Source organism: Microbacterium sp. M3, assembly GCF_033548675.1.
Taxonomy (GTDB): Bacteria; Actinomycetota; Actinomycetes; order Actinomycetales; family Microbacteriaceae; genus Microbacterium; species Microbacterium arthrosphaerae.
In genome coordinates, this window is sequence record NZ_JAWTZT010000002.1 from 734374 (window position 1) to 759973 (window position 25600).

Sequence of the window (25600 nt, forward strand, 5' to 3'; positions counted from 1 at the left end):
AACGAAGGAGCGCGATGCTCGACATCCGGACGGTCGGCCTCTCCCCCGACTACGTGCCATATCTCGACGGCTGGGCCCTGCAGCGCAGCATCCACGCGGACGTCGTCGCCGGCACCCGCCCCGACACCCTGCTGCTCCTCGAGCACGAGGCGGTGTACACCGCGGGTGCGCGCACGGCGCGCCACGAGCGTCCGACCGACGGCACGCCGGTGGTGGACGTGGATCGGGGCGGCAAGATCACCTGGCATGGTCCGGGTCAGCTCGTCGGGTACCCGATCGTGCGCCTCGCCGAGCCGGTCGACGTCGTGGCGCACGTGCGGCGCCTCGAGCAGGTGCTGATCGAGGCGCTGCGCGAGCTCGACATCGACGGGTACCGCGTCGAAGGGCGCAGCGGCGTCTGGGTGCGCCGGCCGCTCGGCGAAGACAAAGTCGCCGCGATCGGCGTCCGGGTGCAGCGCGGCGTGACGATGCACGGGTTCGCACTCAACTGCGACAACTCGCTCGCGGGCTTCCGCGGCATCATCCCGTGCGGCATCACGGATGCCGGGGTGACGACGATCAGCGAGATCCTCGGCGCCGATGTCGGCCCCAGCGACGTGGTCGACACGGTCAGCAGGATCTTCGCCGCGGACTTCGCGGGGGTGCCGGCATGAGCGCCTGCGGGACCGGAGCCTCGGCGGCTCCGGCGAACGGACCGGAGGGCCGCAAGCTGCTGCGCCTCGAGGTGCGCAACGCGCAGACGCCCATCGAGCGCAAGCCGGAGTGGATCAAGACGAAGGCGAAGATGGGGCCGGAGTACCAGGCCCTGCACTCGCTGGTGAAGACGGAGGAGCTGCACACCGTCTGCCAGGAGGCCGGCTGCCCGAACATCTACGAATGCTGGGAGGACCGCGAGGCCACGTTCCTCATCGGCGGCTCGCAGTGCACGCGGCGGTGCGACTTCTGCCAGATCGACACCGGCAAGCCCGCCGACTACGACACCGACGAGCCGCGCCGAGTGGCGGAGAGCGTCGTGCGCATGAACCTCCGGTACGCCACCGTCACGGGCGTCGCCCGGGACGACCTGCCCGACGGCGGCGCGTGGCTCCACGCCGAGACGGTCCGCGCCATCCACGCGGCGAACCCGAACACGGGGGTCGAGATCCTCGCCACCGACTTCAACGGCGATCCGGCGCTGCTCGGCGAGGTGTTCGACAGCCGCCCGGAGGTGTTCGCGCACAACGTCGAGACGGTCCCGCGGATCTTCAAGCGCATCCGGCCCGCGTTCCGGTACGAGCGGTCGCTGGATGTGCTAGCGCAGGCCCGTGACGCCGGTCTCATCACGAAGTCGAACCTCATCCTCGGCATGGGCGAGGAGCCGGAGGAGGTCGTGCAGGCTCTGCAGGACCTGCACGACGCCGGCACCGACATCATCACGATCACGCAGTACCTGCGCCCCTCCCCCCGGCACCTCCCGGTCGCGCGATGGGTCAAGCCTCAGGAGTTCGTGGAGTTCAAGGACGAAGCCGAGCGCATCGGGTTCCTGGGCGTGCTGGCGGGCCCGCTCGTGCGGTCGTCGTACCGCGCCGGCCGGCTCTGGGCGCAGTCGATGCTGTCGAAGGGCCACGAGATCCCGGCCCATCTCGCCCACATCGCCGAGGACGTCCACGTCGAGCGCGGATTCGCTCAGGCCGTGTGACGGACCGACGGGCGCCGGCTCAGTCGGCGCTCGTCACCGACAGCACCGCGCCGTCGGAACCGAGGTTCACCAGCAGCACATCGTCGGTGGCGTCGGGGTCGAGCGCGTACTCGAGGACGGCGAAGGGATCAGCGCCGCCGTGCTCGTCGGCGAGGATGGTCATGCTCATGAGCTGCAGCGACCGGATGACGTCGATTTGCACATCTCCCGAGATGTCGACCAGGACGTCCTCGAGGGTGTCGCCCAGCGCCTCCTGCTGCTGCAGGATGTACTCGGTCACCTCGCTGGTGCGGTCGCTCAGCTCGTTCACCATGGCGTTGCGCGCGTTGCGGTCGATCTCCTCGAGCGACGAGATCAGCGCGGCGGCGACATCGAGGGCGGCCTCCGACACGTCGTCCTGATCGGGCGCCGTGAGGTCGACGGTGACGGACTGGTCCCCCAGCTCCACGTTCTCCGACCAGAAGATCGATCCGTCAGGCCCCGATTCCAGGAGTCCGAAGTAGTCGTGCTCGATCGCCATGACCCCATGAAACCGCAACGCGCGGTTCGGCGATAGACCGAACGTGGTGTGGCGCGGAACCGGCCGGGCGATCAGTCGACGAGCGCTGCCGCGAACACGTGCGGGGTGAAGCCGGTGAGGTCGCCGATGCCCTCGCCCTGACCGAGCAGCTTCACCGGGATGCCGGTGCGCTCCTGCACGGCGAGCACGAACCCGCCCTTGGCCGACCCGTCGAGCTTCGTGATGACGAGACCGGTGACGCCGGCGTGCTCGAGGAATGCCTGCGCCTGCATCACGCCGTTCTGCCCGGTGGTGGCGTCCAGGACGAGGAGCACCTCGCTGATCGGCGCCTGCTTCTCGATCACGCGCCGGATCTTGCTCAGCTCGTCCATGAGCCCGCCCTTGGTGTGCAGGCGTCCGGCGGTGTCGACGAGCACGATCTCGGTGCCGGTGCTCTTGGCGTACTCGATCGTCTGGAAGGCGACGGATGCCGGGTCCTGCCCCTCCTGCTGCGGCCGGACGATGGTGGCGCCGCCCCGCTCGGCCCAGGTCGCGAGCTGGTCGACGGCGGCGGCGCGGAACGTGTCGGCGGCTCCGACGACGACGGAGCGGCCGTAGCGCTGCAGGAACTTGGCGAACTTGCCGATCGTGGTGGTCTTCCCGACGCCGTTCACCCCGACGACGAGCACGACCGCGGGCCGCTCCGTGAGCCGGAGCGTCGTGTCGAACTTCGCGAAGTGCTCTTCGAGCGTCTCCTTCAGCATGCGCTGGAGGTCGCGCGGATCCGTCGTGCGGTAGCGGTCCACCTTGTCCCGCAGCTCGTCGACGATGCGCTCGGTGATGTCGGGACCGAAGTCGGCGGTCAGCAGAGCCGTCTCGAGGTCTTCCCACGTGTTCTCGTCGATCGTGGGCTTGACGAACATGCCGCGCAGCGCGCGACCGAGCGACCAGGAGCTCTCTGCCATTCCCCCAGCCTACGGTCAGGAGGCGACGCGCTCGGCGATCCGCTGCCCGACGACGGCCGAGACGCCGTCCTGTCGCATGGACACGCCGTACAGCGCGTCGGCGATCTCCATGGTCCGCTTCTGATGCGTGATCACGATGAGCTGGCTCGATGCCCGCAACTGCTCGAAGACGCCGAGGAGCCGCCCCAGGTTCGCGTCGTCCAGCGCAGCCTCCACCTCGTCCAGGATGTAGAACGGGCTCGGCCGCGCCTTGAAGATGGCGGTGAGAAGGGCGACCGCGGCCAGCGATCGCTCGCCCCCGGACAGGAGCGACAGTCGCTCGATTTTCTTGCCCACCGGTCGCACCGCCACCTCGATGCCCGTCGTCAGCGGGGAATCGGGATCGGTCAGCGCGATCGAGCCCGTTCCGCCCGGGAAGAGGATCGGGAACACCTCACCGAACGCCGTTCTGGTGTCTTCGAAGGCGGCGAGGAAGATCGTCTGCATGCGCTCGTCGAGCTCTTCGATGATCGTGAGCAGATCCTTGCGGGTCTGCGTGAGGTCGGCGAGCTGCTCGGTCATGAACTTGTGGCGCTGCTCCAGCGCCGCGAACTCCTCCAGAGCCAGCGGATTCACACGCCCGAGCTGCGCGAGCTTGCGCTCCGACTCCTGCAGCCTGCGGCGCTGGTGCGCACGATCGTATGCAACAGTTGCCGGACGGCCTGCGAACTGCTCGGGGGCATCATCCTCGGCCGCGGCGGCCGACATGTCGACAGGAACCGGCTGATCCGGCCCATATTCTGAAACAAGAATATCCTCGTCGAGGCCGAGTTCGGACTGCACGCGCTCGAGCACCCCGGTCACGTGCAGACGCTTCTCGTGGATCTGCAGCTCGAGGCTGTGCACACTCTCGGTGAGCCCCGCGAGCCGCTCCCGCACGGACGATTCCTGGCGCCGCAGCTCGCCGAGCTCGGTGGTGAGGGCCGCGCGCTCCGACTCCGCGGCGCTCAGCTCGGCCCGCGCCTGCGCGAGCGAGCGATCGACCGAATCGATGACGGCGGGCAGCTGTCCGGCGACCCCCGCCGCGATCTCGCGCTGAGCGCGGCGGACCACGGCACGGCGGGCGGCCTCAGCAGCGGCCTCCCGCTCACGTTCACGCTGCCGCTCGAGGGCGGCGACGCGCGCCTCGCCGGCGCGGATACGCTCCCGCAGCGTCTCGACCTCGAGACGCGCACCCATCTCGGCATCGCGGGCCTCCTCGAGCGATGCCAGCATGCCCTCCCGCGCCGACGCATCGAGGATGGGCCGCGGCGCCTCGAGCGCGGCCGTCAGCTGATCCTCGGCCGTGCGCGCGGAGCCCTCCGCGTCTTCGACCGCCGCCTCCGCCTGCGCCAGTCCCGCGGCGAGCCGTTCGCACTCGGCCACTGCCGCTTCATGGCGCAGGGTCGCGCGGTTGACCTGCTCGGCGTGCGCGGCCAGGGCGGCGTCGTGCTCGCGGAGCGTGGCAAGCGTCGACTTGGTCCGCTGGCGGGCGGACTCGAGCTCGCGAGCCGCGTCGCCGAGGGCCTCCCGCAGCGAGTCCGCCACCACGGTGATCTCGTCGCGGCGGTCGGCCGCGGCATCCCTCTCCGCCGCCAGTTCGAGCCGCGACCGCGAGGCGCCCGTGCCGGCGCGCAGCGAGTACTCGGTGTAGACCTCGCCGCGGCGGGTGACCACGGTGACCGGTGCGCCGACCGCGCCCCTGGTGAGCGCGGCGCCGGCGTCGCGCGCAGCGGCGAGATCGTCGGCCACGACGACATGCGAGAGCAAGCCCAGCACGCCCTCCGGCGCCGCGACGACCTCCCGGGCGGGCACGATCCCGGGCAGTACGGGAAACTCCGGGCGCGTCGCGGCGGCTGCGGCAATGACGATGTCGACGACGCCGGCGTCGGCGCCCCGCGCGGCATCCGCGACCGCGAAGGCTGCCGGGCGGTCGTCGACGAGCACGCCCTCCGCGACCGGCCCCAGCACCGCGGCGATCGCCGCTTCGAAGCCGGGTGCGACCTGGACGGCGTCGCCGACCAGACCGCGCACGCCGTCGAGGTCCTGCGCGATGAGCGCCGACGCGCCGTTCTTCACGTCCAGCGCGCGACTCAGCGCCGCCGTCTGGGCGGTGAGCGCCTCGCGCTCGCGTTCCGCCGCATGCAGGCGCTCGCGGAGCGAGCCGACCGTCGGCTCGGCCTCGGCCGCATCGCGCTGAGCCCGCTCATAGGCCGCGGCGTGATCGGCGGATGAGCTCTCGGGAACGAGATCGGGGTCGACGCCGGCAAGGATCTCCTCGGACTCGGCGCGCCGGACGAGCGCCGCATCGAGCGCCTTCTGCTGGCGCTCGACCCCGGCGCGGACGGCCGACAGAGCGGATGCCGCAGCCTCCGCGGTGCCGCGCAGCGCCGTGATGCGCATGTCGTGCTCCGACACCAGGGCGCTCTGCGCGGCGATGTCGGCGTCGAGCGCATCGAGCTCCGCGCGCGCACGGACGACGTCGCGCCCCGCTTCGGCCGCGGCGTCCTGGGCGGCACCGAGGCCGTCCGACACGTCGTCGATCTCGGCGCGCGCCTCGTCGATCATCGCCTGCGAGACGGTGGTCAGCTCGATCCGGTCCTCGTCCTCGGCGTCGCCGAGAAGAGCCAGGCGCTGCCCGGCGAGCGCGTAGAGTCCGCGCAGCCGTTCCTGCACGCGCTCCAGCCCGTGCGCGACCCGACGCGCGCGGTCCACGTTCTCGGAGCGCTGGTCGGTCTCGAGCTGCTCGATCCGCACGCGCGCGTTGTCGAGACGCTCCTGCAGCACCATGCGCTCGGCGTGCCGCTCCTGCTCGCTGTGCGCGTGAGAGGCGAGCTCAGCTCGCAGCCCGACGATCTCGTCGGCGAACAGCCTGGCCTTCGCGTCACGCACGACCGCCGCGATCGACGCCGCCTCGCGGGCGATCTCCGCCTGACGGCCGAGCGGCTTCAGCTGCCGGCGCAACTCCCCCGCGAGGTCGCTCAGGCGGGTCAGGTTCGCCTCCATCGCGTCGAGCTTGCGGAGTGTCTTCTCCTTGCGCCGACGATGCTTGAGGATTCCGGCGGCTTCCTCGATGAATCCGCGGCGGTCCTCGGGAGTGGCCTGCAGCACGCTGTCAAGGCGACCCTGGCCGACGATGACATGCATCTCGCGACCCAGCCCGGAGTCGCTGAGCAGCTCCTGGACATCCAGGAGCCGGCACGATTCGCCGTTGATCGCGTACTCGCTGGTGCCGTTGCGGAACAGCGTCCGGCTGATGGTCACCTCGGAATACTCGATCGGCAGCGCTCCGTCGCTGTTGTCGATCGTGAGCTGCACTTCGGCGCGCCCCAGCGGACCGCGGGTGGCGGTCCCCGCGAAGATGACGTCCTCCATCTTGCCGCCGCGCAGCGTCTTGGCGCCCTGCTCGCCCATCACCCACGCCAGCGCGTCGACGACGTTGGACTTGCCCGAGCCGTTGGGACCGACGATGCAGGTCACTCCGGGCTCGAGGGCGAAGGTCGTCGGCTGGGCGAACGACTTGAACCCCTTGAGCGTCAGGCTCTTCAGGTGCATGGCCCGCCCTCCGCCACGGTCGACTACGCGCCTACGCTACCGGAGGACCTCGCCGTTTCCGGGAAGACGGGCCGCACCGCATGACCCGCGCGACACGCCATGCGACACCCGAATCTGCGAATTCGCTTGACGTGCGTACTCGGGACGGAGTAACGTCACTCTCCGCGTCTGAAGTCGAGAAAGGAGGTCCCCTCATGATGCTGATGACACCAACAGGAATCGCCACCCGTGATGGTGGTGCGATTCGTGCTCTCACGTCGGGGACCGACTCCTTCGGCGCTGTGCTGAGCGGCCGCTTCCCCGCCGCCATCTGATCCCCGCAGGGGACGAGTCTGCCCGTTTGCGGGCGACGACCGTCTGCTGCGCCGCACCCGCCTCGTGGTGCTGAGCGCGCGCATCCTGCATTCATCCCGTCGTGCTGCGGCACGGCATCTCCGCCGCCGGCGCCCGCCGGCGGCACCACTCCCATCGAAAGAACCAACATGAACACTCTTCTCGCGCCGCAGCGCCGCGACCCCTACCAACGCGTAGAGGCACTCCCCGCCACGCTGCAGCTCTCGAGCCGCGACACGCGCACCTCCCTCGTCGACCGTGCGGCCCTGCACCTGGGCCTGCGGCTGCTGCTGTGGAGCACGCGGACCCCGCGACTCGCGGACGACCGAACCCGGCACGCGCAGGCGTTCCGGCATCAGGAGGCCACCGCGCAGCGTGAACGCGCCTACCTCTGCGAGGCCGCCGCACTCGCACCCCGGCAGTGACTGCCGACGGGTCCGCCGCCCGCCTGCGGGCGGCGGACCCCACGCCCCTCCATCCCTCACGACTTCAAGGACGAACTGACATGACCACCCTCACGGGCGTGGAGATCCGCCCCCTCGTCATCCCCGACTCCCTCGACGCTCCCGACGCCGGCGACTTCGCCGAGATGGTGCGGGTGCGCAACCTCATCTACCGCGAGATCTCCGGGCACGACGACCACCGGATCAGCGCCGACGAGCTTCTCCCTCACTACCGGCCCACCGAGTACCAGACCCGCCTGGCGTGGGTGATCGTCGACGACGGGGCGATCGTCGGCCGAATCGGCATCGACATCCCGCACGAGGAGGGGTCGAAGGCCGCGTTCTGGCTCATCGAGCTCCTCCGCGCGACATGGAGTCGTGGCATCGGTTCCGCCGCCTACGAGCTGGTCGAGAAGACCGCACGCGAGCACGGTCGCACCGTGCTGCAGTCGTGGGCGGAGCACCCCCAGGCTCCGGGTCCGCGTCTGGCCCCGCCGACGGGATTCGGCGACATCCCCGAGGACCACGTCGCCCGCTTCTACCTGCGCCACGGGTACAAGCTCGAACAGGTCGAGCGCAACAGCGCCTTCGACCTCACCGCCTCCTTCGACGAAGTCGAGCGGCTCCTGTCCGAGGCCCGTGCCGCCTCGCCGGACTACCGGGTGGTGCAGTGGTTCGCGCCGACACCCCCCGAGTACGTGGCCGGGTATGCGTGGATGAAGTCGCGGATGTCGACGGATGCGCCCGCCGCCGCACTGGAGTTCGACGAGGAGACCTGGGACGCCGCGCGCATCGCCGAACACGACGGGCGCTATACGTCGACGGGACGCACGATCCAGGTCACGGCAGCACAGCACATCGAGACCGGCGAGCTCTGCGCGTTCAACGAGCTCGTGATCGGCAAGGACCGCACCGAGGCCTCTCATCAGGAGGACACGCTCGTGCTCAAGGAGCACCGCGGCCACAAGCTCGGAACGCTCGTGAAGTGCGCCGGGCTGCTGTCCTGGCGCGAGGTCGCGCCCGCATCCACGCGCGTCATGACCTACAACGCAGAGGAGAACCGTCCCATGCTCGACATCAACGAGGCGATCGGGTTCGCGCCGATCGCGTACGAGGGCGCGTGGAAGAAGGTGCTCGATGACTGACCTGGCCGAACCGCACGTGACGGTGGTCGAGCCCATCCCGATCCCCGCGACGACGGATGCCGCCGACGCCGGCCTCTTCGTCGAGATGGTGCGCATCGCGAACGCCGTCTGCCTGGCGGACGCCGGGCACGACGCGCTCCACGAGGAGCCGGAGGAGATCCTCGGCTTCTGGCAGGACCAGACGGACTGGAGCCAGCTCGGATTCGTGGTGAAGGACGGCGACGAGGTCAGAGGCGCCGTCAAGCTCATGATCTCGACGCAGCCCGATGCCCGCACGGTCGAGTTCGACCTGATGGTCGAGCCCGCCCGTCGCGGTCGCGGCTACGAGGAGCTGCTGCTCGCCGAGGTCGAGCGCGTCGCGCGCGAGCGCGGCATTGCGACCATCCAGACCTGGACGCTGCACCGGCCCGGCAGCACGGGCGAGCGCCTGGCGCCTTCGACCGGCTGGGGCTCCGTACCGGCCGCCGATCCCCAGACCCGATTCGCGCTGCGCAGCGGCTTCACCCTGGAGCAGATCGAACGCAACAGCGTGCTCGACCTGACGGGTGACTTCGGGCCGGTGGAGCGCATGCTCGCCGGGGCACTCGAGATCGCGGGTGACGAGTACCGCTCGATCGTCTGGACGTCCCCGACACCGCCGGAGCACCTCGACGGGTTCGCTCACGCGATCTCGCGGATGTCGACGGACGCGCCGCAGGGCGGCATGGTCGTCGACGAGCAGCACTGGGACGCCGCGCGCGTGCGCCGTCGCGACGCCCGGCTCCAGGCACAGGGCCTCACGGTGTCGGTCGCGGCGGTGCTCCATGTGCCCACCGGGCGGATCGCGGCCTACAACGAACTCGCCATCGGCGAAGACCGCACCGCGGCGACGCAGCAGTTCGGCACCCTGGTGCTGAAGGAGCACCGCGGTCACCGGCTGGGAACGATCGTGAAGTGCGCGAACCTGCTGCGCTGGCGCGAGCTCGTACCGCAGTCGCCGCGGGTCTCGACCTTCAACGCCGAGGAGAACCGCCCGATGCTCGACATCAACGAGGCGATCGGCTTCGTCCCCGCCTCGTACGCCGGGGCGTGGAAGAAGGTGCTCGACCTCTGATCAGCCGAGACGAGGGCGGGGCACGCGCTGGCAGTGCGCGCAGTAGTGACTCGAGCGGTTGGTGAACGACACGCGCACGATCGGACGGCCGCATCGGGGGCAGGGCTCCCCGGTGCGGCCGTACGCGTTGAGGGAGTGCGCGAAGTAGCCCGCCTGGCCGTTGACGTTCACGTACTGCGCGTCGAAGCTGGTCCCGCCCTCGGCCAGTGCCTTCTGCAGCACGTGACGGACCTCGACCAGCAGGCGGTTCACCGCCCGCGTCGGCAGTTCGCGCGCCGGCGTCTCCGGGTGGATCCGCGCCGCCCACAGCGACTCGTCGGCATAGATGTTGCCGACCCCGCTGATGACGGTCTGGTCGAGCAGAACGCGCTTGATCGCCGAGTCCTTGCGCACGAGCGCCGCACGGAAGCGGGCATCGGAGAAGGCGGGATCGAGCGGGTCGCGCGCGATATGGGCGACCTGGGAAGGAACGGATGCCTCGTCCCAGCCGTAGCCGCCGGCGGCACCGTCCGAGGTCGCCACCAGTGCGTCGACGGCGAGCGATCCGAAGGTGCGCTGATCGGCGAAGACCACCGACAGCTCGCCGTGGACCGGGTGGGCCAGGTCGATGCGCACCCGTTCGTGCCGCTCGGGAGCCGCGCCCGGCGCCCGCAGCAGCATCTGGCCGCTCATGCCGAGGTGACCCACCACAGCCTCGCGGGCGGGTGCCTCGGGCTCGATGGGATCCGCGGCGTCGAGCGGGAGCCAGAGGAACTTGCCCCGCCGTGCGGCCGCACGGACCGTGCGCCCGGTGAGCCGGGACTCGAAGTCGGCGCCGCCGCCATCGTGGCGCGTGAGCGCACGTTCGTCGGCAACCGTGACGCCGAGCACCAGGGCGCCGGAGACGGCGGGGGCGAGGCCGGCGCGGACGACCTCGACCTCGGGAAGCTCAGGCACGTCCGCTGAGCTCGCGCCACGCGGTGAGGGCGGCGGCCATCTCGGCGTGCTTCTTGCTGGTGCCCGCGCCCACGCTGGTGACGTCTCCGACGATCACGGTCGCCGTGAAGCGGCGGTCGTGATCAGGACCGGTCGAGGTGACGGAGTAGACCGGGGGCTGGAGCCCGCCGTGCGCGGCCAGTTCCTGCAGCGCCGTCTTCGGGTCCATCGCCGCGCCGTAGCGCTCGGGATCCGCGAGGAGCGGCTCGACAAGGCGCAGCACCAGGCCGGTGGCGGCATCCGATCCCGTCGAGAGGTACGTCGCCCCGAAGATCGCCTCCATCGTGTCGGCGAGGATCGAATCCTTGTCACGGCCCCCGGTGAGGATCTCACCGCGGCCGAGCTTGAGATGTGCGCCCAGGCCGATGCCGCGCGCGATCTCGGCGAGGGCCACCGTGGAGACGACGCCGGCGCGCCGCTTCGCGAGAGCACCCTCTTCCAGTTCGGGATGCCCCGTGAACAGCCGCACGGTCACCGCGAGTCCGAGCACGGAGTCGCCGAGGAACTCGAGGCGCTCGTTGTGCGGGACCTGCCCGTTCTCATACGCCCACGAACGATGCGTGAGCGCCAGCGACAGAAGCTCGGGGTCGATATCGACTCCGAGCTTCTGCGTGAGGTCTGCGAGCGTGTTCGGCTCGGCAGCGACGTCGGTCACGTCAGGTGCGCGACGATCAGACGTCGGCGACCTTGCGGCCCTTGTACTCCAGGAACAGCTCGGTGCCCTGCGAGTCGGTGACGACCTTCGCCTGGTGCGGACGGCTGTAGACGACCTTGCCGTTCTCGACCGTCTTGACGAGGGCGGGGGCTTCGGCCTTCCACTGCGCGCGACGCGAGCGGGTGTTGGAACGGGAGACCTTCCGCTTCGGGGGGTTGCCTGCCATGGCTAGCTCTTCTCTGTGTTCTCGATGACGTGTCAGCCGCGGGAGCGCGGTGATTCGTCGTCGTTGGTCGTGGTGAAGTCCTGGAGCGCGGCCCATCGTGGATCGAGAGGCTCGCTCTGCTGCGTTCCGGCGTTCTCGGCCAGTCGCTCACCCGTGGCCGGGTCGAGGCCGGGGCAATCCGGCTGACACACCGGCTGAAACGGAAGCGACAGGACGACCGCTTCCCTGACCAGAGTTTCAAGATCCACGTGGTCGTCTTGAACCTCGAAGTCAGCTTCTTCCTCCCCAGGATACGCGAAAAGCTCCTGAAACTCGACTTCGACGCCCTCGGCGATGTCGGTGAGGCACCGGCTGCAGACGCCGACGTACCGCGTGTCGACGTCTCCGGAGGCGAGGATGCCCTCATGGACCGACTCCAGACGGAGGTCGACCACCACCGTCTCCCCGTGTGGGACGGAGACCAGTCCCTCGCCCCACTTCTCGGGAGCGGACACCTCGAGGGTGTGCTCCCGCATCTCGCCGGGACGGTGGACGATGTCGCGGACCGGGAGGACGAAGGGTCCCGTCACATGCTTTCTGACCACGGCTCCAGCCTAGCCGCGGTTCGAGGTCAGATGCCCCGCGCCCCGGTGTCGAGGAACCGGGCGACGGCCGGGGGAACGAAAGGCGACACGTCGCCGCCGAGAGAGGCGACCTGCCGCACCAGTGAGCTCGAGACGAGCGCGTGGGCGGGGTCGGGCAGCAGGAACACCGTCTCGACGTGGGCGAGATGGCGGTTCACGATCGCCATGGGCGTCTCGTAGGCGACGTCGACCTGCGAGCGGATGCCCTTCACGAGGACCCCGGCTCCGACATCGGTCGCGTAGTCCACGAGCAGCCCCACGCTCCAGGACGCCACGACGACATCGCCCTCGATCCCCTCCTCGGCGATCGACTGCTCGAGCAGCGACTGCCGCTGCGCGATCGGCAGCATCGCCTCTTTGCCGGGGTTGTGCACGACGAGCACGTGGAGCTGGTCGTAGAGGGCCGCGGCACGGCGGATGACGTCGAGATGACCGAGGGTCGGCGGATCGAAAGACCCCGGGACGACGGCGATCCGGCTGCTCATGCGACCAGCCTAGTGCGCGCGCTCGCGTGGACCCGACGGCGGTCAGTTCTTGGCGAGAGCGGCGCGCTCGGCCATCCCGACGTTGCGCTCGAGCGCCGCGGCCAGGCCGGGATGACGCAAGAGGGCGGGATCCTCGGCGAGCACCTGCTCGGCGGCCACCCTCGCCTCGGCGATGATGTCGGCGTCCTTCACCACGCGCAGCAGCCGCAGCGACGATCGGGCACCCGACTGCGCATCTCCCAGCACATCGCCCTCCCCACGCAGCTCGAGGTCCACCTCGGCGAGGGCGAAGCCGTCGAGGGTCGAGGCGACGGCATCCACCCGCTCCCGGGCAGGCGTGCCCAGCGGCGCCTCGGTGACGAGCAGGCACAGACCGGGCACGCCGCCGCGACCGACGCGCCCGCGCAGCTGGTGCAGCTGTGACACACCGAACCGGTCCGCCTCGAGGATGGTCATGGTGGAGGCGTTCGGCACATCCACGCCGACCTCGACCACCGTCGTGGCCACGAGCACGTCCACGTCGCCGCGCGCGAAGGCCTGCATGACGGCATCCTTCTCGTCCGCGGGCATCTTGCCGTGCAGGATCTCCACACGGATGCCGGTGAAGGATTCGTGCCGAGACAGGAAGTCCGCGATCTGCACGACGCCCCAGCGGGTGCGGCTCGCTTCTCCGCCCTCGTCGCCGGGAACCTCGTCGGCCGTGTCGTCCTTGGTGAGCGCCTCGGCATCGATCGCCGCGCACACGACGAAGGCCTGTCGTCCTTGCGCGACCTCCTCGGCGATGCGCTCCCAGACGCGGGCGAACCAGCCCGGGCGCTCGGCGAGCGGCGCGACGAACGTCTCGATGCCGGCGCGGCCGGCGGGCATGGTGCGGATCGTCGAGACGTCGAGGTCGCCGAACACCGTCATCGCGACGGTGCGCGGGATCGGCGTCGCGGTCAGCACCAGCGCGTGCGGCGACGAGCCCTTCGCCCGCAGCGACTCGCGCTGCTCGACGCCGAACCTGTGCTGCTCGTCGACGACCACCAGGCCGAGGTCGGCGAACGTCGTGCTCTCGCTCAGCAGCGCATGCGTGCCGACGACGATGCGCGCCTGCCCGGACGCCGCGCGGAGCGCCGCCTTGCGGCGTTCTGCGGCGGGCAGCTGACCGGTCAGGAGCGTGGGCATGAGCTCGGGCGCGAGCTGGGGTCCGAGCATGCGGGCGATCGAGCGGAGGTGCTGCGCGGCGAGCACCTCGGTCGGGGCGATCAGCGCGGACTGACCGCCGTCCTGCGCGACCTGCAGCATCGCTCGCAGCGCGACGAGGGTCTTACCCGATCCCACCTCGCCCTGCACCAGGCGGTTCATCGGCCAGTCGCCCTGCAGATCCCGTGCGATGTCGTCGCCGACCGTCACCTGATCGGCGGTGCGGGGGAAGGGCAGCGCATCGTCGAACCGCTCGAGGAGCGATCCGGGCGCCCGACGCGTCGCCGAGAGGGCGCGCACGAACTGGCGCTGCTGCAGCAGGGCGACCTGCAGCACGAAGGCCTCCTGCATGCGGAGGGTGGCGCGGGCGGGCTCGACCTCCTCCATGGCCGCAGGCCGGTGGATGCGTTCGATCGCCGTCCGCGCGTCGAGCAGGCCGTGCCGCGCGCGCAGCTCGTCGGGAAGTGGATCCGGCACGTCGCCGAGACCGTCGAGCACGAGATCGACGATCTTCTGCAGCTGCCAGCTGGCGACGGTGCTCGTGGCGGGATAGATGGGGATCGGAAGGTTCGCGTTCGCCTCGGCCTGCAGGCGCGCCGTCGCCTCGTCCTCGAACAGCTCGTAGTCGGGGTGCGCCAGCTGCTTCACGCCGCGGTACTCCCCCACCTTTCCCGCAAAGATGCCGCGGCGCCCCGGCCGGAGGTCTTTCGAGCGCCACGCCTGGTTGAAGAACGTGAGCGACAGGTCGCCGTTTCCGTCGCTGATCACGACCTCGAGCAGCGACCCGTTGCGGTTCTTCATCCGCCGCTCGTTCACGCGCCGGACCTCGGCGACGATCGTCACCGCCTCGCCCACCGGCAGCGACGAGATCTGCGTCAGCTCGCCGCGACGCGCATAGCGCCGCGGATAGTGCCGCAGGAGGTCGCCGACCGACGACATGCCGAACGCGCGCTCGAGAGCCGCCGCCGTCTTGCCGCCGATCGCGCCACCGAGGCTCGAGTCGAGCGTGAAGGAGGCCACGGCACGAGTCTAGGTTCGACCGCCGACGTGCCCGTGCGTCACGCGAAGATCGACTGCACGATCTCCGAGAGGAGAGCTCGTCCGTTGCGGTTGACAGTGGACAGGTAGATCCACACGCCGTCCCGCGCCACGATCATCTCCTCCGTGTCGGGAGCCGGTCCGGGGAGCACGCAGAACTGCGCGCCGAAGTCGTCGGACATCTGGCAGGTGTAGCCCTCGGCGGGCAGTTCGGCCACGGCGGCCGAGACCGCCTCCGGTGTCGCCGTGCTGATGAGCAGGAGCATGCCGGTGGCGTCGCCGACGATCCAGTCGCAGCCCAGCGCGAGGGTGGCGCCTGCCGGCGCCGGGCGCACGAAGCCCTCGCCGTTGCTCTGCAGGGTCATGTCGCCGACCGTCTCCTGCCAGGTCTCGGGCGTGCCGAGGTCGTTGCAGTCGGTCGGCAGCGTCGGAGCGGCCGCCGTCGGCTCCGGTGTCGGGTCGGACGTCGGCGATGCCGACGTCGTGGCGGACGGCTGGACCGTCGCGGACGGCGTGGGCCCCTCACCCCCGGCCGCGCACGCCGACACGGCGATGACGGACGCCAGCAGTGCGACCACCGCCGACGAAACCCTGATCCTGTTGCGAATCATCTCGGACCCCCGATCGATACCGGACTCCCCCACCCGTGATCCTAGGGGCCGGTGCGCCCCGGATCGACGGCGGTCCGCCGATATCGTGAACGGGTGACGCGCATCATCGCCGGTCGAGCGGGCTCTCTCCCCCTCGACGTCCCCGACGCCGGCACCCGGCCCACGAGCGACCGGGTGCGCGAATCCCTCTTCGGTGCACTCGAGTCGGCCGACGTGCTCGACGGCGCCGCCGTGCTCGACCTGTACGCCGGTTCCGGCGCGCTCGCGCTCGAGGCGGTGAGCCGCGGCGCGGCATCCGCCGATCTCGTCGAGAAGTCGGCGCGGGCGGCCGCGGTGGCGCAGCGCAACGCCGGCCGCGTGGCGAAGGCCGTGGGCACGGACGCCGTCATCCGCGTCCACCGCAGCGCCGCCGACGCCTACCTGAGGGCGGCGCGCGGGCCGTTCGACCTCGTCTTCCTCGATCCGCCGTACGACGTCGGCGAGGCAGAGCTCGCCGCGACGCTGGCACTGCTGGTGCCGCTGCTCGCGCCCGGCGCCGATGTCGTCATCGAACGCGCGGCGCGCTCGCCGCAGCCGTCGCTGCCGCCCGGACTCGCCGCGACCCGCGACAAGCGCTACGGCGACACCGCCCTGTGGTGGGCGACCACCGCGGACGCCGCGGTCTGACCGCCGAGCGGCCGGCGCCCCGGCGTAGATCAGCCGGTGCGGGAGTCCCAGTCGAGGTAGGGGTCCCAGCCGCCCCGGCCGACATACGGGCGTCCGTCGACCAGCACACGATCCGCGCCACGCGCGTGCACCGAGCCGATCCTGGTGAACCCGTGCGGCAGCGCACGGCCTACCGGGAACGTCGCCAGCAGAGCGTGATCCTCTCCGCCGGCGAGCGCGTCCTCGACGTCGGACCCCAAGGTCGCCGATTCGAGGGCGATCGTGACATCGGATGCCTCGGCCAGCCGCGATGCGTCGAGCACGAGGCCGTCCGAGACGTCCATCATCGCCGAGGCGCCCGCCTCCGCGGCCGCCGGCCCCAGGGCGACGGGCGGCCCGGGCCGCAGCTGCGCCGCCAGGTCGTCGCGCTCGCCCGGGCTCAGCGTGGTCTCGTCGACCGGCACCGGGTGGCCTCCGGCATCCGTGAATCGCTCGAACAGCAGTCGCAGTCCGCGGGCGGAGCGTCCGAGCCGCCCCGCCACGGCGACCGCGTCGCCGGGCCGGGCACCGGAGCGCAGCACCGGCTCGCGACCGGCCAGCGCCCCCAGCGCCGTCACCGCGACGGTGAGCGTGTCGGAGACGGTCAGGTCGCCACCCTCGACGCGACAGCCGGGGGCGAGCTCGCGGCAGGCGGCGCGCAGGCCGTCGGCAAGCCCCGTCACGAACGAGAGCCGCGTCGCATCGGGCATCGCGAGGGCCACCAGCAGCGCCGTGGGAGTCGCGCCCATCGCCGCCACGTCGGCCAGGTTGACGGCGGCCGCCTTGTACCCCAGGTCGAACGCGCTCGACCAGGCCAGGCGGAAGTCGGGGCCGTGCACGAGCGTGTCGACCGTCGCGACGACGCGGCCATCGGCCGCCGCGATAACGGCGGCGTCATCGCCGGGCCCGACGATCGCCTGCGACTCGCCGAGTCGCTCGAGGATGCTCCGCAGGATGCGGCCCTCGCTGAGTTCGCCCACCGTCGGATCGCCGTGTTCCACACCCACACGACCACGCTACCGTCGCGGGCAGGGGCGGCGAGAGCGTCTGCGGCGCTCGGGACGGCGGTTAGCCTGGATGGGTGCGTCAGCTCTCTCGTCTCGCCTTCGCGGCCCTTGCGGCCACCGCCGCCATCGGCCTGACCGGCTGCACGACCACCGTCGACCTCGACCCGGCCGCCGAGGCGAACGATCCCGCCTGCGCCGAGGTGAGCGTCCGGCTGCCCGACACCGTCGACGGACAGCCGCGGCGCTGGACCGATGCGCAGGCGACCGGAGCATGGGGCGACCCGTCCGCCATCCTGCTCCGCTGCGGCGTCGAGGCCCCCGGCCCGACCGAGGCCCGCTGCATCACGCTCGGCGGCGTGGACTGGATCGTCGACGAGTCCCGGGCGCCGCAGTACCTCGTCACGACCTACGGCCGGACGCCGGCGGTCGAGGTGTTCATCGACAACGAGAGCGTCTCGCCCAACGAGGCGCTGACGCAGCTCGCCGAGACGGCCGTGCTGAACGGGACCACGGCGGTCAGCGCCTGCACGCTCACCGAAGAGCTGCTTCCCGACGCCACGGCCTCAGGCGGCTGAGCCCACCCGTGCCGTGCCCGGCGTCCGCTCGAGCGCGGTGTCGATGAGCTCGGTGATGAGCTGCCCGTACGACATGCCCGAGGCGATCCAGCACTTGGGGAACATCGAGATAGGCGTGAAGCCGGGCATCGTGTTCAGCTCGTTGACGTACAGGCCGTCGGCCGCGAGGAAGAAGTCCACGCGCGCCAGGCCCTTGCCGTCGACGGCCTGGAAGGCGCGGATGCCGAGCTCCTGGATGGCGGCGGTGTCGCCCTCCGAGAGCTCAGCCGGGCACACCACGTCGGCGCCGTCGCCGCCGAGGTACTTGCCTTCGAAGTCGTAGAACTCGCGCGTCGTGAGCACGATCTCGCCCGGCAGCGAAGCCCGGGGCATGTCGCCGTCGCGACCCTCGAGGATCGCGACCTCGACCTCGCGGCCGACGATCGCCGGCTCGATGAGCACCTTGTCGTCTTCGGCGAACGCCAGCGCGAGAGCCGCGTCGAGCTCGGAGGCGTCGTGCACCTTCGACACGCCCACGCTCGACCCGGCCCGCGCGGGCTTGACGAAGGACGGCTCACCCATGGTCGCGGCATCCGCTCGCACACCGTCGGGGTCGCTCTCCCACCGGGCACGCGTGACGGTCACCCACGGCGACACCGGAACGCCCGCCGCCGCCAGCACGACCTTCATGAAGTGCTTGTCCATGCAGAGCGCCGAATCCAGCACGCCGCCTCCGGCGTAGGGGATGCCGAGGGTGTCGAAGAAGCCCTGGACGGTGCCGTCCTCGCCGTGGAGCCCGTGCAGGATCGGCAGCACGACGTCCACGCGACCGAGCTCGTCGACGGCTCCGTCCGCCCGGCGCACGCGCAGCGTGCGATCCGCGCCGCCCTCGGGCCACACCACGCGGGTGCCGTTGTCGACGACCTCGGGGAGCCGCTCGGCGTCGAGTGCGAACTTGTCGGGGTCGTCGTCCTCCAGCACGAAGACGCCGTCGCGCGTGATGCCGACCGGGATCACCCGGTAGCGGTCACGGTCGATCGCCCGCAGCACCCCGCCCGCCGTTGCGGAACTGATCGAGTGCTCGCTGGATCGACCGCCAAAGAGCACCGCCACCGCCGGCTTGTCCATTCGTCGTCCTCTCGCCCTGGGGGGTGTCGTCGTCGGTCGTGAGATGCGGCGCGATGTCGCGAGGGTTCATGGTGCCGTCGAGCACCATCTTCACCTGCTCGACGATGGGCATCTGCACCCCCACCTCGCGCGCCAGCTGCAGGATGGGCGCGACCGACGCGAGCCCCTCTGCGGTCTGATTCATCTGCTTGACCACGTCGTCGAAGCGGTAGCCCTGTCCGAGCAGTCGCCCGGCGGTGTTGTTGCGGCTGAGGGGCGACTGGCAGGTCGCGATGAGGTCGCCGAGCCCGGCCAGGCCCTGCAGCGTCTCGTGATGGGCTCCAAACGCGACGGCGAAGTCCGTCATCTCGACGAGGCCGCGCGTGATGATCGACGCCTTGGTGTTCTCGCCGTAGCCGACGCCGTCGACGATGCCGATCGCGACGGCGATGAGGTTCTTCAGCACCCCGCCGAACTCGGTGCCGATGACGTCGGTGTTCACGAACGTGCGGAAGTACCGGTTGCGCGCGAGGCGCGCGACGGCCTCCGCGGTCTCCTGGCTGGTGGACGAGATGACCGCAGCGGTCGGCTGCTCGCGTGCGATCTCGAGCGCGAGGTTCGGGCCGGAGGCGACCGCGATCCGGGCCGGATCGCAGTGGAGCTCCTGCTCGATCACCTGGCTCATACGCAGGCCCGTGCGGCGCTCGACGCCCTTCATGAGCGACACCACCGGAACGTCGGACGCCGAGATCAGCGGCCGGACCGCCTTGAGGTTCTGCCGCACCGCCTGGCTGGGGATGGACAGGTAGATCTGATCGGCGCCGTCGAGGGCTTCGGACAGGTGGTGGGTCGCGTGCATCTCGCGCGGCAGGTTGATGCCGGGCAGATACTCGCTGTTCCGCTTGGCCTCCTGGATCTCGCTCGCCAGCTCCGGGCGACGTGCCCACATCGTCACGTGAGCCCCGCCGTCGGCGAGGATCTTGCCGAACGTCGTGCCCCAGCTGCCTGCGCCGACCACGGCGACGCGCGGCCGCGCGGCATCCTGCCTACGACTCAAGGCGCCCCGTCTCCTTCTGGCCGTGATCGGCCGGGTTCCACCGCTGTGCGGGCGCCGGCTCGCCGCGCAGCTCGCCGAGCAGCGCGGCGATCTCCGCCATCACGACGTCCGTCGCCTCGACCAGCGCAGACTGCGAGGACGCCTTCCCGGCGTACGCGGACAGGTCGACAGGATCGCCCACGATGACGCGGACCCTCCGCCGCAGCGGCCACAGCTTCAGCTTGCCGTAGCGCGGGAGCACCTGCTGCGCACCCCAGTGCGCCATGGGGATGACCGGGATGCCGCCGGCCAGTGCCAGGCGCACCGCGCCGGTCTTCCCGCGCATCGGCCAGAGCCCGGGCTCGCGCGTGAGTGAGCCCTCGGGATAGACGATGACACCGCGACCGTCACGCACGAGGGCCTCGGACGCCTCCAAGGTGGCGCGAGCCGCAGCCGACGAGGTCGCGCGGGCGACCGGAACCATGCCCGTCGCGCGCAGCACCCACCCGAGGACGGGCACCCGGAAGAGGCTCTCCTTCGCCATGAACCGCGGCGCCCGGCCGATACGCCACACCGCCAGCGCGACGACGAGAGGATCGATCTCGCTCAGATGGTTCGGTGCCAGCACGAAGGCACCGTCCCGCGGCAGCTTCTCCCGCCCCTGGATCTCGAGTTTGAACAGCAGGCTCAGCAGCGGCACGAGGAGGCCCGCGAGGGGCCAGAAGACGCTCGGACGCGTCTTCTCGGCGGAGGCCCGGGTGCGGTGGCTCGCCATCGCCTATCCGATGACGTCGAAGTCGGCGCCCAGCATCTCGAGCTTGGCGAAGAACTTCTCGTAGCCCCGGCGGATGATGCCGACGTTGCGGACGATCGACTCGCCCTCGGCGGCCAGCGCCGCGATGACGTAGCTGTAGCCCCCGCGCAGGTCGGGGACGACGACGTCGGCGCCGTGCAGCGGGGTCGGCCCGTTGATCACGGCCGCCTGCTCCAGCTCGCGGCGCGGCACACGACGGCCGGGGGCGTCGATGCCGCGCGCATGCACGACGATGTCGGCGCCCATCTGGTTCAGCGCCGCCGTGAAGCCCAGGCGGTTCTCGTACACCGTCTCGTGGACGGTGGACTGCCCCTCGGCCTGGGTGAGCGCCACGATGAGGGGCTGCTGCCAGTCCGTCATGAACCCGGGGTGCACGTCGGTCTCGACGACGACGGACTTCAGTGCGCCGCCGCGACGGAACTGGATGCCGTCCTCGCGCACGTCGAACCAGCCGCCGGCCTTGCGGAAGACGTTGAGGAAGGTCAGCATCTCCTGCTGACGGGCGCCGCCCACGAAGATGTCGCCGTCCGTGGCCAGCGCCGCGCAGGCCCAGGACGCTGCCTCGTTGCGATCGAAGATCGCACGGTGGTCGTAGCCCCGCAGCGTGTCGACGCCCTCGATGAGGATGACGCGGTTGGGCTCGTACGAGATGATCGCGCCCATCTTCTGGAGCACCGCGATGAGGTCCATGATCTCGGGCTCGATCGCGGCGTTGCGCAGCTCGGTCGTGCCCTTGGCCTTGACAGCCGTCAGCAGCACCTGCTCGGTCGCGCCGACACTGGGGTACGGCAGCTCGATGTTCGCGCCGTGCAGGCCGTTCGGGGCCGTGATGCGGATGCCCTCGTAGCTCTTGTCGACGACCGCACCGAACGCGCGGAGGGCGTCCATGTGGAAGTTGATCGGCCGATCGCCGATGCGGCAGCCGCCGAGATCGGGGATGAGCGCCTCGCCGAGCAGATGCAGCAGCGGTCCGCAGAAGAGGATCGGGATGCGCGAGGCCCCGGCGTGGGCGTCGATCGCCTCGAAGTGCGCCGCGACGGCGCCGCTCGGATCGAAGTGGATCGTGCCCTCTTCGTCGCCGTCCCAGACGCGCACGCCGTGCACCTCGAGCAGCGAGCGCACCACCTGGACGTCGCTGATGTCGGGGACGTCGCGCAGCGTGCTGGTCGTCTCGCCCAGGAGCGCGGCGACCATCGCCTTGGTGACGAGGTTCTTCGCGCCCTTGACCTCGACACGGCCGGTCAGCGGGCGTCCGCCCCGGATCGCGAGCACCTCACCCGTCGCTTCCAGCGCTCCCGCCTTCACGGCTGCGCTCTCGTCTGCGGCGACGTTCAGAAGTGGCTTCATCCGGTGGATCCTCACTAGGTGTGCACGAGGGTGCTTTGCGGCGGTCGGGCGCCCTGGTGGGGCGCCCGGCCCGGCTTACGGAACGGGAAGCGTCCGCGGCCGCCACGCCTCTCGGCGAGCCTCGAACTGCGCGATCTTGTCTTCGTCACGCAGTGTGAGCCCGATGTCGTCGAGCCCTTCGAGAAGCCGCCACCTAGTGTAATCATCGATCTCGAAAGCGAGCTCAAGGTGGGTTCCGGACGCCGACGACGGGTCGCCGATGGACGCCGTGCGCGCCTCGAGATCGACCGTCATCCGGACACCCGGGTCGGCCTCGATCGCCGCCCAGGCCGCCTCGAGGTCGGCCTCGGAGATCACCCCGGCGACCAGGCCCTGCTTACCGGCGTTGCCGCGGAAGATGTCGGCGAAGCGGGGGCTGAGCACGACCTTGAACCCGTAGTCGCGCAGCGCCCACACCGCGTGCTCGCGGCTCGATCCGGTGCCGAAGTCGGGACCGGCGACGAGGATGCTGGCGCCGGCGTACGCCGGCTGGTTCAGCACGAAGTCGGGGTCCTGCCGCCAGCTCGAGAACAGGGCGTCTTCGAAGCCTGTCTTCGTCACCCGCTTCAGGTACACCGCGGGGATGATCTGGTCGGTGTCGACGGCGGAGCGCTTGAGCGGCACCGCCACACCGGTGTGCGTCGTGAACTTCTCCATGTCAGACCTCCGTCCCCTGCGCGGCCGCGACCGGCGCGGTCAGATCGCTGGGGCTCGCCAGGCGGCCCAGCACCGCGGTCGCCGCAGCGACGAGCGGCGACACCAGATGGGTGCGTCCGCCCTTGCCCTGACGACCCTCGAAGTTGCGGTTGCTCGTCGAGGCGCAGCGTTCCCCCGGGGCGAGCTGGTCGGGGTTCATGCCGAGGCACATCGAGCACCCGGCGAAACGCCACTCGGCGCCGAAGTCCTCGAACACCTTGTCAAGACCCTCGGCCTCGGCCTCCAAACGCACCCGCGCAGAGCCCGGGACGACCATGACCCGTACCCCGTCGGCCTTGGTGCGCCCCTGGATGACCGACGCGAAGGCGCGCAGGTCTTCGATGCGGCTGTTCGTGCACGATCCCATGAAGACCGCATCGACCGGCACCTCCTTGAGGGGCGTGCCCGGCACGAGGTCCATGTACTCCAGCGCGCGCTCGGCGGCGGCACGCTCGTTGGGATCGGCGAAGTCCTCGGGGGCCGGCACCGCGCCGCTCAGCGATACGCCCTGTCCGGGGTTGGTGCCCCACGTCACGAAGGGCTCGAGCTCGTCGGCGTCGAGGAAGACCTCGGCGTCGTAGACCGCGCCCTCGTCGCTGGGAAGCGTGCGCCAGTACGCCACGGCGTCGTCCCAGTCCTGGCCCTTCGGCGCGTGAGGGCGCCCCTCGAGGTACGCGAACGTGGTGTCGTCGGGCGCGACCATCCCGGCGCGGGCGCCCGCCTCGATCGACATGTTGCACATCGTCATGCGGCCCTCCATGGAGAGCGACCGGATGGCGCTGCCGCGGAACTCGAGCACGTAGCCCTGGCCGCCGTTGGTGCCGATCTTCGCGATCACCGCGAGGATGATGTCCTTCGCCGTGACACCCGGCTTCAGCGCGCCCTCGACAGTGATCGCCATCGTCTTGAACGGCTTCAGCGGGAGGGTCTGCGTCGCCAGCACGTGTTCGACCTCGCTGGTGCCGATGCCGAACGCCATCGCGCCGAACGCGCCGTGGGTGGAGGTGTGGGAGTCGCCGCAGACGACGGTGATGCCGGGCATCGTCAGCCCCAGCTGCGGGCCGACGACGTGGACGATGCCCTGCTCCTTGTCGCCCAGCGAGTGCAGGCGGACACCGAACTCGGCGGCGTTGCGGCGGAGGGTGTCGATCTGCGTGCGGCTGGTGAGATCGGCGATCGGCTTGTCGATGTCGAGCGTCGGGGTGTTGTGGTCCTCGGTCGCGATCGTGAGGTCGAGGCGGCGGACCGGGCGGCCCTCGGCACGGAGGCCGTCGAAGGCCTGCGGGCTCGTCACCTCGTGCACGAGGTGCAGGTCGATGTAGATCAGATCGGGCTGGCCGTCGCTGCCGCGCACGACCACGTGGTCATCCCAGACCTTCTCGGCCAGGGTGCGGGGGCGATCGGGGATGCCGGATGCATCGGTGCTGCTCATTGCTTTGTCGTTCTCCTCTGGGGACTGTGCCCGCATGGGTGGGGCCCGCGACGAACTCCGCGACGAGAGAGGCCTGGGAACTAGGACTCGTCGCGGCCGCTAAGGAGAAGGCGAGCGATCCGCACGGGCCCAGGCTACCACCCAGCCGAACGGCGACGGGGCACGCGCGACGTCGTGTGACGTCGCGCGGGCCCCGTCGCCGGCGGGTCAGCGGTGGTCGTCCCGCGGCTGCTCCACGGTCGACGGGGTGCCCTTCTCGTCGGCGACGACCGCGGCGGCCTCGGCGGCTGCCTCGGTGCCGGCGGGAGCTGCAGAGGCGGCGACGGCGGCCGCGGCATCCGTCTTCCCCTCCTTCTTGTCGCGGGCGCTGGCGATGAGGCTGGCGACCGTGGCGACCGTCATGGCGACGATGATCACGCCCAGCGACATCCACGTCGAGATCTCGGGGGCCCACTCGATGTGCTCGCCGTTGTTGATGAAGGGCAGCTCGTTCACGTGCATGGCGTGGAACACGAGCTTGACGCCGATGAAGGCGAGAATGAACGCGATGCCGTAGTGCAGGTAGCGCAGGCGGTCGAGCAGGTCGCCCAGCAGGAAGTAGAGCTGGCGCAGGCCCATGAGCGCGAAGATGTTCGCGGTGAACACGATGAACGGGCTCGTCGTGATGCCGAAGATCGCGGGGATCGAGTCGATCGCGAACAGCAGATCGGTGACGCCGATCGCCGCGAACACGATGATCATGGGTGTGAAGAGCTTCTTGCCGTCCACCACCGTGCGGATCTTCGCGCCGTCGTAGTGGTCGCTGATGTCGATGAACCGACGCAGCAGGCGGACGACGAAGTTCTCCTGCTTCACGTCGTCGTCGTGGTCGCCGCCCGGGAAGGCCTGGCGCCATGCGGTCCACACGAGGAACGCGCCGAAGATGTAGAACACCCAGCTGAACTGCTCGATGATGGCGGCGCCCGCCAGGATGAACAGACCGCGCAGCACCAGCGCGATGATGATCCCCACCATCAGGACTTCCTGCTGGTAGCGCCGCGGCACCGCGAACTGGCTCATGATCAGCACGAACACGAACAGGTTGTCGATCGAGAGGCTGTACTCGGTGAGCCAGCCGGCGACGAACTGACCGGCGTACTCCGGCCCGGCGAACACCCACATCAGGCCGGCGAAGATGAGCGCGAGCGTGACGTAGAACACCACCCACAGGGTCGACTCGCGGGTCGACGGGATGTGCGGCCGCTTCAGGATGAGCAGCAGGTCCGCGAGGAGGATGAGCGTCAGGATCACCAGGGATCCGATTTCGAACCACAGCGGGAGTTCGAGGTCCATGCAGGGCCTTTCGGAGGAAGCGTCG

Annotated in this window: 25 protein-coding genes; 7 read left to right on the top strand and 18 right to left on the bottom strand. The window is 70.5% G+C overall.

What is annotated here, in order from left to right:
- Positions 1 to 14 precede the first annotated feature (14 nt).
- Positions 15 to 653 (top strand): lipoyl(octanoyl) transferase LipB, encoded by a 639-nt coding sequence (gene lipB / locus R8Z57_RS08755; RefSeq protein ID WP_318353369.1) that lies wholly within the window; start codon positions 15 to 17, stop codon positions 651 to 653.
- Positions 650 to 1678, top strand: a complete 1029-nt coding sequence (gene lipA / locus R8Z57_RS08760; protein ID WP_318353370.1) for a lipoyl synthase — start codon at positions 650 to 652, stop codon at positions 1676 to 1678. The genes lipB and lipA overlap by 4 nt, the downstream gene beginning before the upstream one ends.
- 19 nt (positions 1679 to 1697) lie before the next feature.
- Here lipA and R8Z57_RS08765 read toward each other — a convergent pair whose 3' ends face one another.
- The 3 genes from R8Z57_RS08765 to smc form a co-directional block, all read right to left on the bottom strand.
- Positions 1698 to 2198 (bottom strand): DUF2004 domain-containing protein, encoded by a 501-nt coding sequence (locus R8Z57_RS08765; protein WP_318353371.1) that lies wholly within the window; start codon positions 2196 to 2198, stop codon positions 1698 to 1700.
- 71 nt (positions 2199 to 2269) lie between these two features.
- The gene (gene ftsY, locus R8Z57_RS08770; RefSeq protein ID WP_318353372.1) at positions 2270 to 3142 is read right to left on the bottom strand and encodes a signal recognition particle-docking protein FtsY; all 873 of its coding nucleotides are present in this window, start codon (positions 3140 to 3142) and stop codon (positions 2270 to 2272) included.
- A gap of 15 nt (positions 3143 to 3157) precedes the next feature.
- Complete coding sequence (smc, locus tag R8Z57_RS08775) at positions 3158 to 6715, bottom strand: chromosome segregation protein SMC (RefSeq protein ID WP_318353373.1); 3558 nt, start codon at positions 6713 to 6715, stop codon at positions 3158 to 3160.
- Positions 6716 to 7197: 482 nt separating this feature from the next.
- On the opposite strand from smc, the gene R8Z57_RS08780 reads away from it, so the two are divergent.
- From R8Z57_RS08780 to R8Z57_RS08790, 3 genes are all read left to right on the top strand, one after another.
- Complete coding sequence (locus tag R8Z57_RS08780) at positions 7198 to 7473, top strand: hypothetical protein (protein ID WP_318353374.1); 276 nt, start codon at positions 7198 to 7200, stop codon at positions 7471 to 7473.
- Between the two features lie 80 nt (positions 7474 to 7553).
- Positions 7554 to 8636, top strand: a complete 1083-nt coding sequence (locus R8Z57_RS08785; protein ID WP_318353375.1) for a GNAT family N-acetyltransferase — start codon at positions 7554 to 7556, stop codon at positions 8634 to 8636.
- Positions 8629 to 9729, top strand: coding sequence for a GNAT family N-acetyltransferase (locus R8Z57_RS08790; protein WP_318353376.1), 1101 nt, complete (start codon positions 8629 to 8631; stop codon positions 9727 to 9729). The genes R8Z57_RS08785 and R8Z57_RS08790 overlap by 8 nt, the downstream gene beginning before the upstream one ends.
- Here R8Z57_RS08790 and mutM read toward each other — a convergent pair whose 3' ends face one another.
- From mutM to R8Z57_RS08825, 7 genes are all read right to left on the bottom strand, one after another.
- Positions 9730 to 10665 (bottom strand): bifunctional DNA-formamidopyrimidine glycosylase/DNA-(apurinic or apyrimidinic site) lyase, encoded by a 936-nt coding sequence (gene mutM, locus R8Z57_RS08795; RefSeq protein WP_318353377.1) that lies wholly within the window; start codon positions 10663 to 10665, stop codon positions 9730 to 9732. It lies immediately after the preceding gene.
- The gene (rnc, locus tag R8Z57_RS08800; RefSeq protein ID WP_318353378.1) at positions 10658 to 11359 is read right to left on the bottom strand and encodes a ribonuclease III; all 702 of its coding nucleotides are present in this window, start codon (positions 11357 to 11359) and stop codon (positions 10658 to 10660) included. The genes mutM and rnc overlap by 8 nt, the downstream gene beginning before the upstream one ends.
- A gap of 16 nt (positions 11360 to 11375) precedes the next feature.
- On the bottom strand, positions 11376 to 11585 hold the full coding sequence (gene rpmF / locus R8Z57_RS08805) for a 50S ribosomal protein L32 (protein ID WP_050721097.1): 210 nt from the start codon (positions 11583 to 11585) through the stop codon (positions 11376 to 11378).
- A 32-nt stretch (positions 11586 to 11617) separates the two neighbouring features.
- Positions 11618 to 12100: a YceD family protein gene (locus tag R8Z57_RS08810; RefSeq protein ID WP_378722524.1), complete on the bottom strand. Its 483-nt coding sequence runs from the start codon at positions 12098 to 12100 to the stop codon at positions 11618 to 11620.
- A 95-nt stretch (positions 12101 to 12195) separates the two neighbouring features.
- The gene (gene coaD, locus R8Z57_RS08815; protein ID WP_318353379.1) at positions 12196 to 12693 is read right to left on the bottom strand and encodes a pantetheine-phosphate adenylyltransferase; all 498 of its coding nucleotides are present in this window, start codon (positions 12691 to 12693) and stop codon (positions 12196 to 12198) included.
- Between the two features lie 42 nt (positions 12694 to 12735).
- Entirely contained in the window at positions 12736 to 14898 is a 2163-nt protein-coding gene (locus tag R8Z57_RS08820; protein ID WP_318353380.1) for an ATP-dependent DNA helicase RecG, read from the bottom strand.
- A 38-nt stretch (positions 14899 to 14936) separates the two neighbouring features.
- Positions 14937 to 15527, bottom strand: coding sequence for a hypothetical protein (locus R8Z57_RS08825; protein WP_318353381.1), 591 nt, complete (start codon positions 15525 to 15527; stop codon positions 14937 to 14939).
- 93 nt (positions 15528 to 15620) lie between these two features.
- Here R8Z57_RS08825 and rsmD point away from each other — a divergent pair, with 93 nt between their 5' ends.
- A complete protein-coding gene (gene rsmD, locus R8Z57_RS08830; protein WP_318353382.1) occupies positions 15621 to 16193 on the top strand; it encodes a 16S rRNA (guanine(966)-N(2))-methyltransferase RsmD in 573 nt (190 codons plus the stop codon).
- 29 nt (positions 16194 to 16222) lie between these two features.
- Here rsmD and thiL read toward each other — a convergent pair whose 3' ends face one another.
- Positions 16223 to 17218, bottom strand: coding sequence for a thiamine-phosphate kinase (gene thiL / locus R8Z57_RS08835; protein ID WP_318353383.1), 996 nt, complete (start codon positions 17216 to 17218; stop codon positions 16223 to 16225).
- A 74-nt stretch (positions 17219 to 17292) separates the two neighbouring features.
- On the opposite strand from thiL, the gene R8Z57_RS08840 reads away from it, so the two are divergent.
- Entirely contained in the window at positions 17293 to 17793 is a 501-nt protein-coding gene (locus R8Z57_RS08840) for a DUF3515 family protein (protein ID WP_318353384.1), read from the top strand.
- Here R8Z57_RS08840 and R8Z57_RS08845 read toward each other — a convergent pair.
- The 7 genes from R8Z57_RS08845 to R8Z57_RS08875 all read right to left on the bottom strand — a co-directional run bounded on the left by R8Z57_RS08845 (position 17782) and on the right by R8Z57_RS08875 (position 25575).
- Positions 17782 to 18900: a D-alanine--D-alanine ligase family protein gene (locus R8Z57_RS08845; protein ID WP_318353385.1), complete on the bottom strand. Its 1119-nt coding sequence runs from the start codon at positions 18898 to 18900 to the stop codon at positions 17782 to 17784. The genes R8Z57_RS08840 and R8Z57_RS08845 overlap by 12 nt on opposite strands.
- A complete protein-coding gene (locus R8Z57_RS08850) occupies positions 18800 to 19936 on the bottom strand; it encodes an NAD(P)H-dependent glycerol-3-phosphate dehydrogenase (RefSeq protein ID WP_318353386.1) in 1137 nt (378 codons plus the stop codon). Before R8Z57_RS08850 ends, R8Z57_RS08845 begins: the two co-directional genes overlap by 101 nt.
- Positions 19926 to 20690 (bottom strand): lysophospholipid acyltransferase family protein, encoded by a 765-nt coding sequence (locus R8Z57_RS08855; RefSeq protein ID WP_318353387.1) that lies wholly within the window; start codon positions 20688 to 20690, stop codon positions 19926 to 19928. Before R8Z57_RS08855 ends, R8Z57_RS08850 begins: the two co-directional genes overlap by 11 nt.
- Before the next feature lie 3 nt (positions 20691 to 20693).
- A complete protein-coding gene (murA, locus tag R8Z57_RS08860; protein ID WP_318353388.1) occupies positions 20694 to 22076 on the bottom strand; it encodes a UDP-N-acetylglucosamine 1-carboxyvinyltransferase in 1383 nt (460 codons plus the stop codon).
- Between the two features lie 75 nt (positions 22077 to 22151).
- Positions 22152 to 22772, bottom strand: a complete 621-nt coding sequence (leuD, locus tag R8Z57_RS08865) for a 3-isopropylmalate dehydratase small subunit (RefSeq protein WP_318353389.1) — start codon at positions 22770 to 22772, stop codon at positions 22152 to 22154.
- Between the two features lies 1 nt (position 22773).
- Positions 22774 to 24243, bottom strand: a complete 1470-nt coding sequence (gene leuC, locus R8Z57_RS08870) for a 3-isopropylmalate dehydratase large subunit (protein WP_318353390.1) — start codon at positions 24241 to 24243, stop codon at positions 22774 to 22776.
- Positions 24244 to 24450: 207 nt separating this feature from the next.
- Complete coding sequence (locus R8Z57_RS08875; RefSeq protein WP_318353391.1) at positions 24451 to 25575, bottom strand: TerC family protein; 1125 nt, start codon at positions 25573 to 25575, stop codon at positions 24451 to 24453.
- Between the last annotated feature and the right edge of the window lie 25 nt (positions 25576 to 25600).

Excerpts from the sequence above, each read along its gene's own strand:
- R8Z57_RS08765 (WP_318353371.1), bottom strand. The coding sequence starts at position 2,198 with ATGGCGATCGAGCACGACTACTTCGGACTCCTGGAATCGGGGCCTGAC.
- murA (WP_318353388.1), bottom strand. The coding sequence starts at position 22,076 with ATGAAGCCACTTCTGAACGTCGCCGCAGACGAGAGCGCAGCCGTGAAG.
- R8Z57_RS08780 (WP_318353374.1), top strand. The coding sequence starts at position 7,198 with ATGAACACTCTTCTCGCGCCGCAGCGCCGCGACCCCTACCAACGCGTA.
- R8Z57_RS08785 (WP_318353375.1), top strand. The coding sequence starts at position 7,554 with ATGACCACCCTCACGGGCGTGGAGATCCGCCCCCTCGTCATCCCCGAC.
- R8Z57_RS08855 (WP_318353387.1), bottom strand. The coding sequence starts at position 20,690 with ATGGCGAGCCACCGCACCCGGGCCTCCGCCGAGAAGACGCGTCCGAGC.
- R8Z57_RS08790 (WP_318353376.1), top strand. The coding sequence starts at position 8,629 with ATGACTGACCTGGCCGAACCGCACGTGACGGTGGTCGAGCCCATCCCG.
- R8Z57_RS08875 (WP_318353391.1), bottom strand. The coding sequence starts at position 25,575 with ATGGACCTCGAACTCCCGCTGTGGTTCGAAATCGGATCCCTGGTGATC.
- coaD (WP_318353379.1), bottom strand. The coding sequence starts at position 12,693 with ATGAGCAGCCGGATCGCCGTCGTCCCGGGGTCTTTCGATCCGCCGACC.
- R8Z57_RS08825 (WP_318353381.1), bottom strand. The coding sequence starts at position 15,527 with ATGATTCGCAACAGGATCAGGGTTTCGTCGGCGGTGGTCGCACTGCTG.
- R8Z57_RS08810 (WP_378722524.1), bottom strand. The coding sequence starts at position 12,100 with ATGCGGGAGCACACCCTCGAGGTGTCCGCTCCCGAGAAGTGGGGCGAG.
- ftsY (WP_318353372.1), bottom strand. The coding sequence starts at position 3,142 with ATGGCAGAGAGCTCCTGGTCGCTCGGTCGCGCGCTGCGCGGCATGTTC.
- lipA (WP_318353370.1), top strand. The coding sequence starts at position 650 with ATGAGCGCCTGCGGGACCGGAGCCTCGGCGGCTCCGGCGAACGGACCG.
- leuC (WP_318353390.1), bottom strand. The coding sequence starts at position 24,243 with ATGAGCAGCACCGATGCATCCGGCATCCCCGATCGCCCCCGCACCCTG.
- leuD (WP_318353389.1), bottom strand. The coding sequence starts at position 22,772 with ATGGAGAAGTTCACGACGCACACCGGTGTGGCGGTGCCGCTCAAGCGC.
- lipB (WP_318353369.1), top strand. The coding sequence starts at position 15 with ATGCTCGACATCCGGACGGTCGGCCTCTCCCCCGACTACGTGCCATAT.
- rpmF (WP_050721097.1), bottom strand. The coding sequence starts at position 11,585 with ATGGCAGGCAACCCCCCGAAGCGGAAGGTCTCCCGTTCCAACACCCGC.
- R8Z57_RS08845 (WP_318353385.1), bottom strand. The coding sequence starts at position 18,900 with ATGGACAAGCCGGCGGTGGCGGTGCTCTTTGGCGGTCGATCCAGCGAG.
- smc (WP_318353373.1), bottom strand. The coding sequence starts at position 6,715 with ATGCACCTGAAGAGCCTGACGCTCAAGGGGTTCAAGTCGTTCGCCCAG.